The organism is Janthinobacterium sp. GW822-FHT07H10, assembly GCF_058798675.1.
This window is the reverse complement of record NZ_JBXAKS010000011.1, coordinates 187,039-202,769: the sequence shown is the minus strand read 5'-3', so window position 1 is coordinate 202,769 and position 15,731 is coordinate 187,039. Positions and strand designations below refer to the sequence as shown.

Sequence of the window (15,731 nt, the reverse complement as noted above, 5' to 3'; positions counted from 1 at the left end):
CCGCGCGCCCAACGCTTCGCCCCAGGCCCGCAACACGCCCAGCAGCAGCACGCCGGCCGCCGGCGCCAGCGCGGCGCGCCAGCCGGCGCCGTCGAGCATGGCTTGCAGGGCCCAGGCCAGCAAGGCCGATTGCGGCAACCACAGCAAGGCGGCGCCGCCTTGCACCAGGCTGGCGACACGGGGAAGGATAAAGCGGGGCAAGGACAGTGGCGTGATAGGCATCTCTATACTTTTTGAGTTTTCAGAATTTTCTGTAAATTCGATTTTTTGTATAATACTGCGAAACATGACATATATCAATTGACCCTGCGGGTGTGGCGTGAAAAAATTCAGATAATTATGAAAACTCAAAATATCCACATGACGCCGCTGATCCTGACCTTCGTCAGCCATTTTGGCGAGATGGGCAGCCGCTGGGGCTTCAACCGCACGGTGGGTCAAGTGTACGCCTTGTTGTTTGTCGCAGAGCATCCTTTGCACGCGGACGAAATCGCGGAACACCTGAGTTTTTCGCGCTCGAACGTCAGCATCGGCCTGAAGGAATTGCAGGGCTGGGGCCTGATCCGCCAGTCACGCATTCCCGGCGACCGGCGCGAATATTTTTCCTCGCTGGGCGATGTGTGGCAAATCTTCCGCGTGGTGGCCGCCGAGCGCCGCCGCCGCGAAGTGGCGCCCACCCTGACGGTGCTGCGCGAATCGCTGCTGGCGCCGGCCACGGAACCCGTGGACCAGTATGCGCAGGAGCGCATGCGCGAAATGTATGAACTGGTCGACCTGGCCAACACCTGGTTTGACGACTTGCAGCGCCTGTCGCCCGAATCGATGGCGCAACTGATGAAAATGGGCGCCAAGGTACAGAAGCTGCTCAATGCCAAGGATCGCCTGTTTGGCGTCAGCAACAGCAGCGATTAACCCCCGCCATCCCTCCTCTCCCCTTCGCCCGGCACGCCATCGCGCCCGCCGCGGCGCCCCGTCACGCCAGCCTCGTCCGGCCCAGCGCCCTCCGTATCCTGGCGTACATAGCCGCACGCGATATTATCAACTTAACCAATAGTATTATTTAAATTGTATTAATTTAAATCAAACCTAAGCTGGCTTATGCGTACTCACGCACAGGGCAACCGGGCGACAGGATGAACTCCTCGACAGGAAGGAGCGCGCCTGGCGACGGTGAAATGACTGCAACAAAAAAAGGGGATTTTCATGAAAAGCATAAAGAGCATTGCCATCCGGGCATCCATGCTGGCCGCCGTGACGGCGCTGGCTGGCGCGGCACAGGCTGCCACCTGGGTGAACGTGGGACCGGCCAGCGGTTTCGTCATCGGCGGCAGCACCGTCACCTACACGCCGTCGCCGGCGCTGATGGTGAAATACTATGACGACAATCTCACGCCGCAAAGCCCATCCGACATCCAGGGCTATATCAACGGCGTCTTTGGCACCAGCCTGGGCGCCGCCGTTTCGTATTGCGACAATGCCACATCGGGCTGCACGGCCGGCACCACGGCGGGCCTGAGCGGCGGCGTCAATTCCTATACGAGCGCGGCCGCCTATGACTACCTGGCCATCCATTTCGGCCAGGGCGAACTGGTGTTCCACTGGGCCGCCCCTGTCGCCGCCGGCACCACCTTCACGGTAGCGGGCCTGCCGAAAGACCTGAGCAACTACCGCGCCTACGTTTCCGCCATTCCGGAACCGGAAACCTATGCCATGCTGCTGGCAGGTCTGGGCCTGCTGGGCTTCCTGGCGCGCCGTCGCCAGGGGCAATAAGTATGCGCAACGCGGCAACGGCGCGCTCGCGCCGGCTGCCGCCTTCGCGCCGCCCGCGCCTATTGTTTACGCCCCGTTTGCGGCGCGCATGCGACTCTTTACACCGTGTTTAGACCAGGCTCGCTATGCTCGATGGCATCAACCATCTCGCAGGGGAGCAAGCATGCACGAACCACCATTCCAGCCACGCGCGCGCGGCGTGCTCCGCCAGCACTTGCCCATACGCGAACGGCTGCGCCTGGCGCGCCTGGCCAGCAGGAAAATGCTGTCGCTGGGCTCCGCGCTGCTGTGCGCGCTGCCACTGCTGTATTTACTGAGTGAGGTATTGTGTGCGCAGCCATGAACCGGTGCGCAGAGAAAGGGCCAGTATGGAACTGGTCCGCCCAGAGGGAATCGAACCCCCATTCACGGTTTAGAAGACCGTTGTCCTATCCGTTGAACGATGGGCGGAAAGGTGCAGTATTTTAATGCATGCGCGCCAGCAATGGAAATAGCGGCGCGGAATAGAAAACGGGCTGTCATTTCTGACAGCCCGCTTATGACTTTGGTCGGAGTACAAGGATTCGAACCTTGGACCCCCTGGTCCCAAACCAGGTGCGCTACCGGGCTGCGCCACACTCCGAAGATAAGATAATAACGCCCCTACCCAATTTCGTCAATTGCCATAGACAAATTAGATGGAAATAACTATCGCTCCCGCTTGGGACGCTTGCCGAGAACGTTCAGGGCAAGGCGCGCGCCGAAGACAGTACGCCAGTACGGCAAGGCCGTGCAACGCCGCCCCGGGCGTTTTCAGCTGGCGACCTTGTCGGCGATGCGGCGCGCCATGCTCTCCGCCTTGGCCGCATCCTTGGCCTCCACCATCACGCGGATCAGCGGCTCCGTGCCCGAAGCGCGGATCAGCACGCGGCCCGTGTCGCCCAGCTCCACTTCCACCAGCTCCTTCTCGGCCACCATGGCGGCGTTCTTTTGCCAGTCGAAGCCTGGGGCCACGCGCAGGTTGATCAGGGTTTGCGGGAACAGCACCAGTTCGGCCAGGCATTGCTGCAGGCTCTGGCCGCTGCGCTTGAGCGCGGACAACACTTGCAGCGAAGACACGATACCATCGCCCGTCGTGTGCTTGTCCAGGCACAGCAGATGCCCCGAACCTTCGCCGCCGAGCAGCCAACCCTTTTCCTTCATGATTTCCAGCACATAGCGGTCGCCCACCTTGGCGCGCGCAAAACCGATACCCTGTTCCTTGAACAGCACTTCCAGCGCCATATTGGTCATCAACGTACCCACGGCGCCAGCCACGGGGCCCGTCGCCAGGCGGTCCTTGACCATGACATACAACAACTCGTCGCCGTTATACAAACGGCCCGTGGCGTCGCACATGATCAGGCGGTCCGCGTCGCCGTCGAGCGCGATGCCCAGGTCCGCGCCATGCTCGATGACGGCTTCGGTCATGGCTTTCGTTGCCGTGGCGCCAAAGCCCGCATTGATGTTGAAGCCATCGGGCTTGTTGCCGATGGAAATGACTTCTGCACCCAGTTCATGGAAGACGTGCGGCGCGATATGGTAGGCGGCACCGTGCGCGCAATCGACGACGATCTTCAAGCCGCGCAAGTCCAGTTCGTTCGGGAAGGTGCTCTTGCAAAACTCGATGTAGCGCCCCTGGGCATCGTCGAGGCGCTTGGCGCGGCCCAGCTTGTCCGATGGCACGCAAGCCATGGGGGCGTCGAGCGCCGCTTCGATTTCCAGCTCCACGCTGTCGGGCAGCTTGGTGCCCTGGCCGGAAAAGAACTTGATGCCATTGTCCTGATACGGGTTGTGCGAAGCGGAAATGACCACGCCAGCCGCCAGGCGCAGCGCGCGCGTCAGGTAGGCAATCGCCGGGGTCGGCATGGGACCGGCCAGCATCACATCCACGCCGGCCGCCGACAGGCCCGCCTCCAGCGCCGCTTCCAGCATGTAGCCGGAAATACGCGTATCCTTGCCGATCAGCACGGTTGGGCGCACCTTGCTGCCCTGCGACTTGGCCAGCACCGTCCCGGCAGCGTAACCGAGGCGCATGACAAAGTCGGGCGTGATCGGAGCAACACCTACCAGGCCACGGATGCCATCGGTACCAAAATATTTACGCGTCATAGTATTTCTCTTCTTGTTGTTTATAATGAAATTTTACAGGTTCAGTGCGCCATGCGCCACACCTTCAGTGCATCGGTGGTTTCAGCCACATCATGCACACGGATGATTTCTGCGCCTTGCGCTACCGCAGCAAGCGCCCCGGCAAGGCTGCCGGCCAGGCGCTGCTCGACGGCACGGCCCGTGACGGCGCCTATCATCGACTTGCGCGACAGGCCAGCCAGCACGGGCAAGCCCAGCTCGCTGCGCAACTGGCGCGTGGCGCGCAGCAAGGCATAGTTCTGCTCCACCGTCTTGCCGAAACCGAAGCCGGGGTCGATGCACAGGCGCTCGCGTTCGATGCCGGCCGCCGTCATCGTCTCGACGCGCTCGTGCAGGAAGGCGATGACTTCGCGCACCACGTCCTCATACTGCGGCTGGATTTGCATGGTTTCCGGCACGCTTTGCATGTGCATGATGCACAGCGCGCAATCGCTATCCTTCACGGCATCGATGGCGCCTGGCGTGCGAAAACCGTTGATATCGTTGATCATGTCGGCGCCGGCCAGGATGGCTTCGCGCATCACTTCCGGCTTGTAGGTATCGACGGAGAGCGGCTTGCCGCAGTCGCGCAAGGCATACAGCACCGGCATGACGCGCTGCAACTCGTCCTGCAGCGGCAGCGGCGGCGCGCCGGGACGACTCGATTCGCCGCCGATATCGATGATGTCTGCACCGTCAAGTATCATCTGCTCGGCGCGCGACAGGGCGAATTCCAGGTGTTGATACTGGCCCGCGTCGGAAAACGAGTCGGGCGTGACGTTCAGAATGCCCATCACCAGCGCCTGCGTGCCCTGCAGGTTGAAGCCGAAACGGCCGAATTGCAAATAGTGTCGCATGTAACTCTTTTTTATCATCAGGAAAAAACTGCTGCGGCAACGAAAAAGGGCAAGGATTGCTCCTTACCCTTCTTATTGCATGCCACCGATGAGGAGGCTGCAGCTATCAGGCTGGCGCCGTCGCGTTCGGCGAGATGCCGCCCGCGCCATTGTCGCCCGCATTGCGGCGTGGCGGAATGACTTTTGGCGGACGCGGCTCGAGGCCGGCCATGATGTCGTTGATTTGCTCTGCGTCAATGGTTTCCCATTCCAGCAAGGCCTTGGTCATCACTTCCACCTTGTCACGGTTCTCTTCCAACAACTTGCGCGACAGCGCATATTGCTTGTCGAGAATGTTGCGGATTTCAGCATCGACCTTTTGCTGGGTCGCTTCCGAGATCGTCTTGGTGGCGCCGCCGAAGAAACCTTCGTTTTCGCTGTCTTCGTAGACCATCACGCCCATGCTGTCGGACATGCCGAAGCGGGTCACCATGGAACGGGCCAGCTTGGTGGCGCGCGAGAAGTCGTTCGATGCACCGGTGGACATCTGTCCCACGAAAATCTCTTCGGCGATACGGCCGCCGAACAGGATGGAAATTTCTTCCAGCATCTTGTCCTTGTAAGCGGACAGGTTATCGTGTTCCGGCAGCTGCCACGTCAGGCCCAGGGCCCAGCCGCGCGGCATGATCGTCACTTTATGCACGGGATCGGCTTTCGGCAGCAATTTGGCGACGACTGCGTGACCGGACTCATGGTAAGCCGTATTGCGACGCTCTTCCTCGCGGATGATCATCGATTTACGCTCTGGACCCATGTAGATCTTGTCTTTCGCATCTTCGAAATCAGCCATTTCCACCAGGCGCTTGCTGCGGCGGGCGGCAAACAGGGCTGCCTCGTTGACCAGGTTGGCCAGGTCGGCGCCCGAGAAACCAGGGGTGCCGCGGGCCAGGATATCGGCTTTCACGTCGGTGCCGATAGGCACTTTACGCATGTGCACGTTCAAGATCTGTTCGCGGCCGCGGATATCGGGCAAGCCGACGGAGACCTGGCGGTCGAAACGGCCTGGACGCAGCAGCGCTTTATCGAGCACGTCGGCGCGGTTGGTGGCGGCCACGACGATCACGCCGGAGTTCGCTTCAAAACCGTCCATCTCGACCAGCAACTGGTTCAAGGTCTGTTCGCGCTCGTCATTGCCGCCGCCCATGCCGGCGCCACGGTGACGGCCGACAGCGTCGATCTCGTCGATGAAGATGATGCACGGCGAGTGTTTCTTGGCGTTTTCAAACATGTCGCGCACGCGGGACGCGCCGACGCCGACGAACATTTCCACGAAGTCGGACCCGGAAATCGAGAAGAACGGCACCTTGGCTTCGCCGGCGATGGCGCGCGCCAGCAGGGTTTTACCCGTGCCCGGAGGACCGACCATCAGCACGCCGCGTGGGATGCGGCCGCCCAGTTTCTGGAATTTGCTTGGATCCTTGAGGAAGTCGACCACTTCGTTGACTTCTTCTTTCGCTTCGTCGCAACCGGCGACGTCGGCGAAGGTGACGGTGTTGCTGGCTTCATCCATCATGCGCGCCTTCGACTTGCCGAACGAGAATGCCCCGCCCTTGCCGCCGCCTTGCATCTGACGCATGAAGAATACCCAGACGCCGATCAACAGCAGCATGGGGAACCAGGAAACGAAAATTTGTTGCAGGAACGACGCTTCCTCAGGCGGACGCACGTCGAAATGCACGCCATTGTCGCGCAAGTCGCCGATCAGGCCCTTGTCGAGGCTGGTGGCGGTGGTACGCACCTTGGTGTCGTCCATCAGCTTGGCGGTGATCGACGAACCTTCGATCACGACATCCTTGACGCGCTTGGCTTTGACTTCATCCAGCAAATCGGAATAAGCGATGGCCTTGCTGCCGCCTGTGGCGCCATGACTGTCGAATTGCTTGAACAGCATGAACAACAGCAGCAATACGACTACCCAGATGGCAGATTTGGAAAACATGTTATTCACGAAGACTCCTTGGATGCAGTGCGCATCTCTTTACCTATAGCTAGAAACACGATTTTACTCGCAATAAGCGGGCCGTGCCAAAGCCCGCCGATCCGTGCGCGCGAAAAAAATCGCGTTCACGCAAAAAAATGCAGTATAAACAATTTAGGCTTTTATACCACTGCCCACTACCGCACTTCTCGTTCCCATGTGCGGATCACGCCTTAAATATCAAGAGCGGAATCATCTTCTTCAACGGCATTTTTCAGCGGATTCTTGATCCCACGCCCCATCAGGAAGATTTCTGACGATTTATCGCGGCTGGCCTTGGGCTTTTTCTGCACCACGACCTTGAATTCGGCGCGGAATTTCTCCACGATCTGGCTGAAACCCATGTCTTTAAAGCATTTCACCAGCAGCACGCCGGACGGCTTCAAATGCAATTGCGAAAATTCGATGGCCAGGTCGATCAGATGCTCCATGCGCGCGGCGTCCGCCGTGGCGATGCCCGACAGGTTGGGCGCCATATCGGACAGCACCAGGTCCACCTTGCGTCCCTGCAATACCACTTCCAGCTGGCGCAGCACGCGCGCTTCGCGGAAGTCGCCCTGGATGAAGTGGAAATCGGCAATCGGCTCCATTTCCAGCATGTCCAGGCCAATCAGGGTACCATTGACCCCGCCGCCGTCCTTGCCGGCCAGCTTGCGCCGCGTGTACTGGGCCCAGCTGCCAGGAGTGCAGCCCAGGTCAACAATTACCTGGCCAGGTTTGATCAGTTTCTCGTCTTCATCGATTTCTTTGAGCTTGTATGCTGCCCGGGCACGGTAGCCCTCTTTTTGCGCCAACTTCACATAAGGATCATTTATGTGGTCGTGCAACCAGTTTTTGTTTAATTTCTTCTTTGCCATTCGCGTAGAATACTGCTTTTAAGGGAATTACTAAATATTATTATGCTAAAACTTACACCCGTAGAGCGCAGCGCACTGCGCGCCGAAGCACACGCGCTGAAGCCTATCGTCATCATTGGCGAAGCGGGCTTGACACCTGCTGTCCTCAAAGAGATCGACCTTGGCCTGGATTCGCACGGCCTGATTAAAGTCCGCGTGTTCGGCGACGACCGCGAAGCCCGCGTCGGAATGTACGATACGATTTGCGGCAATCTCGGCGCCGCCCCGGTACAACATATTGGCAAACTGCTGGTAATTTACCGTCCGAAAAAAGAAGTGGTTAAGGAGAAGGTCAGCGCCGGCAAAGGCATGCGCGAAGTGACCATCGTCAAGGCCAGCGCCAGCGGCACCAAGCGCCCGAGCGTGACGAAAGTCATGATCAAAGGCAATGAGCGCGTCACCGAAGGCGGTTCCATCAAGCGTGCCAAGCCACGTCAGAAGAGCGCCAAGAAAAGCGCACTGGGCAGCAAGTAAGCCTCTCTCGGCAGCCGCAAGGCTGTTGAAACAAGAAGCGGAGCACGGGATCTTCCCTGCTCCGCTTTTTTATTGCCATTACGGTATTGTCGGATTACGCGCTGAGCGCTCATCCGACCTGCCAGCAGCACCGCAGGTCGGATGGGCGGGGCCGCAGGCCACGCGTAATCCGACAACACGGCCCACGCTTACTGCTGTTTCCAGATCAAGACGCCCGCCAGCAAGCTCTGCACGGCAAAGATCACGGTCGACACGCCATGCAGCATGCCGAAACGGCTGCGCATGGCCTCGTCCATCACGCCGGCCGGCGCTTGCGCCTTCAGCTCGGCCATCAGGGGCGAAATGCCGAAATGGCTGACCAGCGCGCACACGAGCATGGACAGCACCAGCGCGCCCAGGAGGCGCCGGCGTTTCAGCGCCACGGCGCCAGCACCCCATTGCAGCAAGGCCAGCAGCACCAGGGCACAGGCGATGGACAGCCACGCCTCGGCGCGGAACATGCTGCCGGCGATATTACCTGCCAGCACGCGGTCGCTCAAGGTCGCGAACAAGGTCGGCGCCACGATGAAGCCGATGGTCCACAGGCTGCCGGCCCACAGGGTGGCGACGAGGAAGCGCAGGCGGCTCAGCATCAGATGTACAGTACTTCCAGGATTTCGTATTCGCGCGGGCCGGACGGTGCCTGCACTTCCACCACGTCGCCGGCATACTTGCCGATCAGCGCGCGGGCGATCGGCGACGTGACGGAAACCTTGTTCATTTTCAGGTCGGCTTCATCGAGGCCGACGATCTGGTACGTGACTTTCTGGCCCGATTCCAGGTCTTCCAGGTTCACGGTCGAGGCAAACACCACGCGGCCTTCCGCGTCGAGCGCGGTCGGGTCGATGATTTGCGCAGCGCCCAGCTTGCCTTCGAGTTCGGCGATGCGGCCTTCCACGAACGCCTGGCGCTCCTTGGCGGCGTCGTACTCGGCGTTTTCCGACAGGTCGCCGTGCGAACGCGCTTCGGCGATCGCATCGATGACGATGCGGCGTTCCTTGGTCTTCAAATGATGCAGCTCTTCTTTCAAGAGTTCTGCGCCGTATTTGGTCAATGGGACTGAGGTCATGTTATCTCTACTATCTGCTAGTTATCGGCGCCGTTGCCAGTGTTTTATCAAGGTTAACGGACTTACCAAGTGAAAACCACAGAGGCCGCGCGCTGCTCTGCACGGAACTCTGTGGTTGATAAGCATGCAGTGTACCGCCTAACGGCGGCCACTGCAAATAACACGCGGACTACTAAGCTTGTTGCAGGGTCTTGTGCAGACCTTGCAGATCGTACACGCGCAACTCATCGAGGTGACGGATGCCTTCGACGGCCGCTTCCGCGCCGGCGATGGTCGTGTAGGTCGTCACGCGCGAGGCCAGGGCCGACGTGCGGATGGCCCGCGAATCGACGATGGCGCTGCGTTTTTCTTCCACGGTGTTGATCACCAGCACGATTTCATGGTTCTTGATCATGTCGACCACGTGCGGACGGCCTTCGATCACCTTGTTCACTGGCGTGACGGCGATGCCGGCAGCAGCGATCACGGCGGCCGTGCCCTTGGTGGCGACGACGGTGAAACCGGAGTCGACCAGGTCGCGCGCCACTTGCACGGCGCGCGGCTTGTCCGACGCTTTCACGCTGATGAAGACCTTGCCCGATTTTGGCAGGTTCACGCCGGCGCCCAGTTGCGATTTCACAAACGCTTCGCCGAACGTCAGGCCCACACCCATGACTTCGCCCGTCGATTTCATTTCAGGGCCCAGGATGGTGTCCACGCCAGGGAACTTGACGAACGGGAACACGGCTTCCTTGACGCTGAAGTATGGCGGCACGACTTCCTGCGTGATGCCCTGCGAGGCCAGCGACTGGCCGACCATGCAGCGCGCGGCGATCTTCGCCAGTTGCAGGCCCGTGGCTTTCGAGACGAAAGGCACGGTGCGCGAAGCGCGCGGATTGACTTCCAGCACGAAGACGACGTCTTTCATCTGGCCGTCGATCTCTTGCTTCTGGATCGCGAACTGCACGTTCATCAGGCCGACCACGTTCAGGCCCTTGGCCATCAGCGCCGTCTGGCGTTTCAGTTCTTCAATGGTTTCCGGTGCCAGCGAATACGGCGGCAGCGAGCAAGCCGAGTCGCCCGAGTGGACGCCAGCCTGTTCGATGTGTTCCATCACGCCGCCGATGAAGGTGGTTTCGCCGTCGGAGATGCAATCGACGTCGCACTCGATGGCGTCGTTCAGGAAGCGGTCCAGCAACACGGGCGAATCGTGCGAGACCTTGACGGCTTCGCGCATGTAGCGCTCGAGGTCGCGTTGCTCGTGGACGATTTCCATGGCGCGGCCACCGAGCACGTACGAAGGACGCACGACCAGCGGGTAGCCGATTTCCTGTGCCAGCGCCAGGGCGTCGGCTTCCGTGCGCGCCGTGCGGTTAGGCGGCTGGCGCAGTTCCAGGGTGTGCAGCATTTGCTGGAAGCGCTCGCGGTCTTCGGCCGCGTCGATCATGTCGGGCGAGGTGCCGATGATCGGCACGCCATTGGCTTCCAGGTCCAGCGCCAGTTTCAATGGCGTCTGGCCGCCGTACTGCACGATCACGCCCACCGGTTTTTCGATGGCGACGATTTCCAGCACGTCTTCCAGCGTCAGCGACTCGAAATACAGGCGGTCCGAGGTGTCGTAGTCGGTCGAAACCGTTTCTGGGTTGCAATTGACCATGATGGTTTCGTAGCCGTCTTCGCGCATGGCGAGGGCCGCGTGGACGCAGCAATAGTCAAACTCGATACCCTGGCCGATACGGTTCGGGCCACCGCCCAGCACCATGATCTTTTTCTTGTCGGTCGGATTCGATTCGCACTCTTCGTCGTAGGTGGAATACATGTACGCCGTGTCGGTCGAGAATTCGGCCGCGCAGGTATCGACGCGCTTGTAGACGGGACGGATGTTCAGCGCATGGCGCTGCTGGCGCACGGCCGTGTCCGTCGTCTGCAGCAAAAAGCCCAGGCGACGGTCCGAGAAACCCTTTTGCTTCAGCTTGTACAGGGTGTTCTTGTCGAGGTTTTCCAGCTTCTGCGTGTCGAGCCACAGTTCCAGGTCGACGATTTCCTTGATCTGGATCAGGAACCATGGGTCGATCTTGGTCAGCTGGTGCACTTCTTCCAGGGTGAAGCCCTGGGCAAATGCGTCGCCCACGTACCAGATGCGCTCGGGACCAGGCTCGCCCAGTTCCTCTTCGATCTTTTCGCGGTCCTTGGTCTTTTCGTTCATGCCGTCCACGCCCACTTCCAGGCCGCGCAAGGCTTTCTGGAACGATTCCTGGAAGGTGCGGCCGATCGCCATCACTTCGCCGACGGATTTCATCTGCGTCGTCAGGTGGTGGTCGGCGGTCGGGAATTTCTCGAACGTGAAACGGGGGATCTTCGTGACGACGTAATCGATCGACGGTTCGAACGATGCCGGCGTGGCGCCGCCCGTGATTTCATTGCGCAGCTCGTCCAGGGTGAAACCGACGGCCAGCTTGGCGGCGATCTTGGCGATCGGGAAACCCGTCGCTTTCGATGCCAGGGCCGACGAACGCGACACGCGCGGGTTCATCTCGATGACGATCATGCGGCCATCGACAGGGTTGATCGAGAATTGCACGTTCGAGCCACCGGTGTCGACGCCGATCTCGCGCAGCACTGCCAGGCTGGCATTGCGCATGATCTGGTATTCCTTGTCCGTCAGGGTTTGCGCTGGCGCAACCGTGATGGAGTCGCCCGTGTGCACGCCCATCGGGTCGAGGTTTTCGATCGAGCAGATGATGATGCAGTTGTCCGCCTTGTCGCGCACCACTTCCATCTCGTACTCTTTCCAGCCCAGCAACGACTCTTCGATCAGCAGCTCTTTCGTCGGCGATGCTTCCAGGCCGCGCTTGCAGATGGTTTCGAATTCTTCTTCGTTGTAGGCGATGCCGCCGCCGGAGCCGCCCATGGTGAACGATGGACGGATGATGGTCGGGAAGCCCAGCGTGCGCTGCACGGCCCACGATTCTTCCATCGAGTGCGCCACGCCGGAACGGGCCGAACCGAGGCCGATCTTGGTCATCGCGTCCTTGAACTTGGAACGGTCTTCGGCCTTGTCGATGGCTTCCGGCGACGCGCCGATCAGCTCAACGTTGTATTTTGCCAGCACGCCATTGTTGAACAGGTCCAGCGCGCAGTTCAGCGCCGTCTGGCCGCCCATCGTCGGCAGGATGGCGTCAGGACGCTCCTTGGCGATGATGCGTTCGACGACCGACCAGGTGATCGGTTCGATGTACGTCACATCGGCCATTTCCGGATCCGTCATGATGGTCGCAGGATTGCTGTTGACCAGGATGACCTTATAGCCCTCTTCGCGCAGGGCCTTGCACGCTTGCGCGCCGGAATAGTCGAATTCGCAGGCCTGGCCGATCACGATCGGGCCAGCGCCAATAATCAGAATACTTTTAATATCTAAACGTTTAGGCATTTTTCTTTTTCTCCTCCGCAGCCATCAGGTTGATGAAGCGGTCAAACAGGTAAGCAACATCCATCGGGCCCGGCGACGCTTCAGGGTGGCCCTGGAAGCAGAAGGCCGGCTTGTCCGTGCGGGCAAAGCCCTGCAGGGAGCCGTCGAACAGCGATTCATGGGTCACGCGGCAGTTCGCGGGCAAGGTTGCCGCGTCGACGGCGAAACCGTGGTTTTGCGAGGTAATCAAGACCTGTTTCGTTTCCAGGTCCTGCACCGGGTGGTTGGCGCCGTGGTGGCCGAACTTCATCTTCAGCGTTTTCGCGCCGGAGGCCAGGGCCATGATCTGGTGGCCGAGGCAGATGCCGAAGGTCGGGATGCCCTTCTCGATCAGCTCTTTCGTCGCCGCGATGGCGTAGTCGCATGGTTCCGGATCGCCGGGACCGTTCGACAGGAAGATGCCGTCCGGGTTCAGCGCCAGGGCGTCGGCGGCGGAGGCTTGCGCCGGCAGCACGGTGACCTTGCAGCCGCGCGCCGTCAGCATGCGCAGGATGTTGCGCTTGACGCCGTAGTCGAAGGCGACGACGTGATACTTCGCGTCGGCGTCGGCCAGCTGGCCATAGCCTTCGCCCAGGGTCCATTCCGTTTCGCGGTATTCGTAGGCCGCCTTGCTCGATACGACCTTGGCCAGGTCCATGCCGGCCAGGCCGGGGAAGGAACGGGCCAGTTCCAGCGCTTGCGCGGCCGATGGCTCATTGCCTTGCGTGCCGACGAGGATGGCGCCGCCCTGCGCACCTTTTTCACGCAGGATGCGCGTGAGCTTGCGTGTATCGATGCCGGCGATGGCGACGATATTTTCAGCTTTCAGGTAGTCGGACAGGGAAAGGGTGGAACGGAAATTGGATGCCAGCAAAGGCAGATCGCGGATGATGAGGCCAGCGGCGTGAACCTTGGAAGATTCGACATCTTCCGGATTGACGCCCGTATTGCCGATATGGGGATAGGTCAGGGTGACCATCTGGCGGCAATAGCTTGGGTCGGTAAGGATTTCCTGATACCCGGTCATCGAGGTATTGAAAACAACCTCGCCCGTGGTATGACCGGCGGCACCGATCGAAAAACCTTTGAAAATCGTTCCATCAGCAAGCGCTAATATGGCTGGAACGGCAGGGCCAGAAAAAAATGGCGGCAAGGGCAACTCCTGATAAAGTTACCGTAGCTGCGCCACGTCAGACCGACCGCCTAGATACCCGAGCTGCATGCACTCAGGGCGTTTCAACGGTCATTTTGAATGAGGGGATGGGTAGTCGCTACGGTATATGTGTGATTGGCTAAACCTTTGAATTATAACCAAAAGGAAGCTTTTCCACAAGGAAGAAAATTCAGAAAGCACGGCATTTTTTTGCGCAGCAACAAAAACCCCCGCCCCATGAAAAAAGCCGCCCGGCGTGTGCGGAGCGGCTCGTTCATTCTTCCCAATCCGCCATAGCGGCTACTACTTATCTTCCGCTTAGCCTGTTGCCAGCTTCACGGCACCTGGCAAAACCGTAGCGAGCGGAGATGATTTGTGGCCGAGAAGCGCAAGCGTACTAAAGTACGGTGAGCATCGCCGGCCGCACAGCGCGCCGCGCAGCAGGTTTGGCCACGTGCCCATCACACCAGTGCGGCGATACCTGCCTTGGCGATTTGCGCGTCTTCCGCCGACTTGACGCCCGAGACGCCGACGGCGCCCACATAGTGACCGTCGAACACGATGGGCACGCCGCCTTCGAGCAAGCCGTCGATTTCCGGCGCGCTCAGGAACGAGACGCGGCCGCCATTGATCATCTCTTCATAGATGCGCGATTCGCGGCGGCCCAGGGCGGCCGTCTTGGCTTTCGACGGGGCGATGTGCGACGAGATCGGCGCCACGCCGTCCATGCGCTGCAGCCACAGCAGATGACCGCCGTCGTCGACGATGGCGATCACGACCGCCCAGTTATTCTTGACCGCTTCCGCTTCGGCGGCGGCGGCGATTTTCTTCACGTCATCCAGGGTCAAAATCGGTTTCGATTGCATGATGCTTCCTTGTTATGTTGAATCAAAATTGTATACGAAATGCACGGCGTCACCACCCTTACTGCTCGCGCTTGGCTTTCAGTTTTTGCTTGAGCTGCGCCATGACGGCAAAGGTCGCCTGCTCGCCGGCCAGGATGGCCTGGTTGCGGCTGTTGAAATCGTTGCCCTTCATGGTGCCCAGGCTGGGCTGGATCACCACGTCCGCATCCTTCAGCTCGAACTGGTTGATGCGCTGGCCCATGATGGCGAAGGTTTGCATCAGCACTTCCATCGAGCTGATGGCCTTTTGCGTATCCGTTTGCGACGAAATATTCACGGCGATGATGAAATCGGCGCCCATGTCGCGCGCGAAGCGCACGGGCACGGGCGCCACCAGGCCGCCGTCGACATAGGTATGGCCGGAAATCGTCACGGGCTGGAATACGCCCGGCACGGCCGACGAGGCGCGCACGGCCATGCCGGTATTGCCGCGCTGGAACAGGATCGGCTGGCCATTCTTCAAGTCCGTGGCCACCACGCCAAACGGTATCTTCAGCTTTTCCAGCGGCACGTTGTTGACTGCCTTGTTGACATAGCTTTGCAGCGCTTCACCCTTGAGTACGCCGGACGACTTGCCGAACAGGGGCAAGGCCCAGTCGGAAATGGCGGCCTCGTCCATGTCGAACGCCATCTTTTGCAAGGCAAAGCCGGAGTTGCCCGCCGCATACAAGGCGCCCACCACACTGCCGGCGCTGGTGCCCGTGACGAGGTCGGCGACGATGCCCTGCGATTCGAGCGCCTTGATCACGCCGATATGCGCGAAACCGCGCGCCGCGCCGCCGCCCAGCGCCAGGCCAATCTTGATCTTGCGCGGCGGCACGACGATGGGCTCGGGCGGCGTTAAGACTTGTACGGGTTTCGGGGTGGTGGTATCGCAGCCGGCCAGCGCAAAGGCGGCCAGGGCAAGCAGGGTCAGGCGTTTAGGAAACATGGTGGCGAGGGGGAACCGCACGCGGCAGTGGCAATAAAGGAGAGC

At 60.3% G+C, this 15,731-nt stretch carries 14 protein-coding genes, 2 tRNA genes and 1 pseudogene; 4 read left to right on the top strand and 13 right to left on the bottom strand.

The features are described from left to right. A pseudogene (locus AC1RDJ_RS22755) lies at positions 1–222 on the bottom strand (thiol reductant ABC exporter subunit CydD); the annotation flags it as partial. 117 nt (positions 223–339) lie between these two features. Here AC1RDJ_RS22755 and AC1RDJ_RS22750 point away from each other — a divergent pair. The 3 genes from AC1RDJ_RS22750 to AC1RDJ_RS22740 all read left to right on the top strand — a co-directional run bounded on the left by AC1RDJ_RS22750 (position 340) and on the right by AC1RDJ_RS22740 (position 2,113). Beyond that, positions 340–912 (top strand): GbsR/MarR family transcriptional regulator, encoded by a 573-nt coding sequence (locus AC1RDJ_RS22750; protein ID WP_232250916.1) that lies wholly within the window; start codon positions 340–342, stop codon positions 910–912. Positions 913–1,203: 291 nt separating this feature from the next. After that, positions 1,204–1,770, top strand: coding sequence for a PEP-CTERM sorting domain-containing protein (locus tag AC1RDJ_RS22745; RefSeq protein ID WP_493028782.1), 567 nt, complete (start codon positions 1,204–1,206; stop codon positions 1,768–1,770). Between the two features lie 163 nt (positions 1,771–1,933). Next, entirely contained in the window at positions 1,934–2,113 is a 180-nt protein-coding gene (locus AC1RDJ_RS22740; RefSeq protein WP_071324211.1) for a hypothetical protein, read from the top strand. Between the two features lie 32 nt (positions 2,114–2,145). Here AC1RDJ_RS22740 and AC1RDJ_RS22735 read toward each other — a convergent pair. The 6 genes from AC1RDJ_RS22735 to AC1RDJ_RS22710 form a co-directional block, all read right to left on the bottom strand. Next, a tRNA-Arg gene (locus tag AC1RDJ_RS22735) sits at positions 2,146–2,220 on the bottom strand. Positions 2,221–2,315: 95 nt separating this feature from the next. Continuing rightward, positions 2,316–2,392 (bottom strand) — tRNA-Pro (locus AC1RDJ_RS22730). Between the two features lie 170 nt (positions 2,393–2,562). After that, positions 2,563–3,900: a phosphoglucosamine mutase gene (gene glmM / locus AC1RDJ_RS22725; RefSeq protein WP_493028781.1), complete on the bottom strand. Its 1,338-nt coding sequence runs from the start codon at positions 3,898–3,900 to the stop codon at positions 2,563–2,565. A gap of 41 nt (positions 3,901–3,941) precedes the next feature. Beyond that, positions 3,942–4,775: a dihydropteroate synthase gene (gene folP, locus AC1RDJ_RS22720; protein ID WP_493028780.1), complete on the bottom strand. Its 834-nt coding sequence runs from the start codon at positions 4,773–4,775 to the stop codon at positions 3,942–3,944. Between the two features lie 106 nt (positions 4,776–4,881). Then, entirely contained in the window at positions 4,882–6,762 is a 1,881-nt protein-coding gene (gene ftsH, locus AC1RDJ_RS22715) for an ATP-dependent zinc metalloprotease FtsH (RefSeq protein ID WP_071324214.1), read from the bottom strand. 203 nt (positions 6,763–6,965) lie between these two features. After that, positions 6,966–7,649 (bottom strand): RlmE family RNA methyltransferase, encoded by a 684-nt coding sequence (locus AC1RDJ_RS22710; protein ID WP_034757436.1) that lies wholly within the window; start codon positions 7,647–7,649, stop codon positions 6,966–6,968. Between the two features lie 42 nt (positions 7,650–7,691). Here AC1RDJ_RS22710 and AC1RDJ_RS22705 point away from each other — a divergent pair, with 42 nt between their 5' ends. Then, a complete protein-coding gene (locus AC1RDJ_RS22705; RefSeq protein ID WP_010397237.1) occupies positions 7,692–8,162 on the top strand; it encodes a YhbY family RNA-binding protein in 471 nt (156 codons plus the stop codon). 188 nt (positions 8,163–8,350) lie between these two features. On the opposite strand, the gene AC1RDJ_RS22700 is transcribed toward AC1RDJ_RS22705, so the two are convergent. The 6 genes from AC1RDJ_RS22700 to AC1RDJ_RS22675 all read right to left on the bottom strand — a co-directional run bounded on the left by AC1RDJ_RS22700 (position 8,351) and on the right by AC1RDJ_RS22675 (position 15,686). Beyond that, on the bottom strand, positions 8,351–8,794 hold the full coding sequence (locus AC1RDJ_RS22700; protein ID WP_198043715.1) for a DUF4149 domain-containing protein: 444 nt from the start codon (positions 8,792–8,794) through the stop codon (positions 8,351–8,353). After that, positions 8,794–9,270 (bottom strand): transcription elongation factor GreA, encoded by a 477-nt coding sequence (gene greA / locus AC1RDJ_RS22695; RefSeq protein ID WP_034757428.1) that lies wholly within the window; start codon positions 9,268–9,270, stop codon positions 8,794–8,796. The genes AC1RDJ_RS22700 and greA overlap by 1 nt, the downstream gene beginning before the upstream one ends. Before the next feature lie 172 nt (positions 9,271–9,442). Next, positions 9,443–12,679 (bottom strand): carbamoyl-phosphate synthase large subunit, encoded by a 3,237-nt coding sequence (carB, locus tag AC1RDJ_RS22690; protein WP_071324216.1) that lies wholly within the window; start codon positions 12,677–12,679, stop codon positions 9,443–9,445. Next, entirely contained in the window at positions 12,672–13,850 is a 1,179-nt protein-coding gene (gene carA, locus AC1RDJ_RS22685; RefSeq protein ID WP_071324217.1) for a glutamine-hydrolyzing carbamoyl-phosphate synthase small subunit, read from the bottom strand. Before carA ends, carB begins: the two co-directional genes overlap by 8 nt. 461 nt (positions 13,851–14,311) lie before the next feature. Continuing rightward, positions 14,312–14,716: a GlcG/HbpS family heme-binding protein gene (locus AC1RDJ_RS22680; RefSeq protein ID WP_071324218.1), complete on the bottom strand. Its 405-nt coding sequence runs from the start codon at positions 14,714–14,716 to the stop codon at positions 14,312–14,314. 58 nt (positions 14,717–14,774) lie between these two features. Then, positions 14,775–15,686 carry a patatin-like phospholipase family protein gene (locus AC1RDJ_RS22675; protein ID WP_493028779.1) on the bottom strand — a complete coding sequence of 304 codons (912 nt, stop codon included), beginning with the start codon at positions 15,684–15,686 and terminating at the stop codon, positions 14,775–14,777. Positions 15,687–15,731: the final 45 nt, after the last annotated feature.

Excerpts from the sequence above, each read along its gene's own strand:
- AC1RDJ_RS22680 (WP_071324218.1), bottom strand. The coding sequence starts at position 14,716 with ATGCAATCGAAACCGATTTTGACCCTGGATGACGTGAAGAAAATCGCC.
- AC1RDJ_RS22700 (WP_198043715.1), bottom strand. The coding sequence starts at position 8,794 with ATGCTGAGCCGCCTGCGCTTCCTCGTCGCCACCCTGTGGGCCGGCAGC.
- glmM (WP_493028781.1), bottom strand. The coding sequence starts at position 3,900 with ATGACGCGTAAATATTTTGGTACCGATGGCATCCGTGGCCTGGTAGGT.
- AC1RDJ_RS22745 (WP_493028782.1), top strand. The coding sequence starts at position 1,204 with ATGAAAAGCATAAAGAGCATTGCCATCCGGGCATCCATGCTGGCCGCC.
- folP (WP_493028780.1), bottom strand. The coding sequence starts at position 4,775 with ATGCGACACTATTTGCAATTCGGCCGTTTCGGCTTCAACCTGCAGGGC.
- greA (WP_034757428.1), bottom strand. The coding sequence starts at position 9,270 with ATGACCTCAGTCCCATTGACCAAATACGGCGCAGAACTCTTGAAAGAA.
- AC1RDJ_RS22705 (WP_010397237.1), top strand. The coding sequence starts at position 7,692 with ATGCTAAAACTTACACCCGTAGAGCGCAGCGCACTGCGCGCCGAAGCA.
- AC1RDJ_RS22675 (WP_493028779.1), bottom strand. The coding sequence starts at position 15,686 with ATGTTTCCTAAACGCCTGACCCTGCTTGCCCTGGCCGCCTTTGCGCTG.
- AC1RDJ_RS22710 (WP_034757436.1), bottom strand. The coding sequence starts at position 7,649 with ATGGCAAAGAAGAAATTAAACAAAAACTGGTTGCACGACCACATAAAT.
- carB (WP_071324216.1), bottom strand. The coding sequence starts at position 12,679 with ATGCCTAAACGTTTAGATATTAAAAGTATTCTGATTATTGGCGCTGGC.
- AC1RDJ_RS22750 (WP_232250916.1), top strand. The coding sequence starts at position 340 with ATGAAAACTCAAAATATCCACATGACGCCGCTGATCCTGACCTTCGTC.
- AC1RDJ_RS22740 (WP_071324211.1), top strand. The coding sequence starts at position 1,934 with ATGCACGAACCACCATTCCAGCCACGCGCGCGCGGCGTGCTCCGCCAG.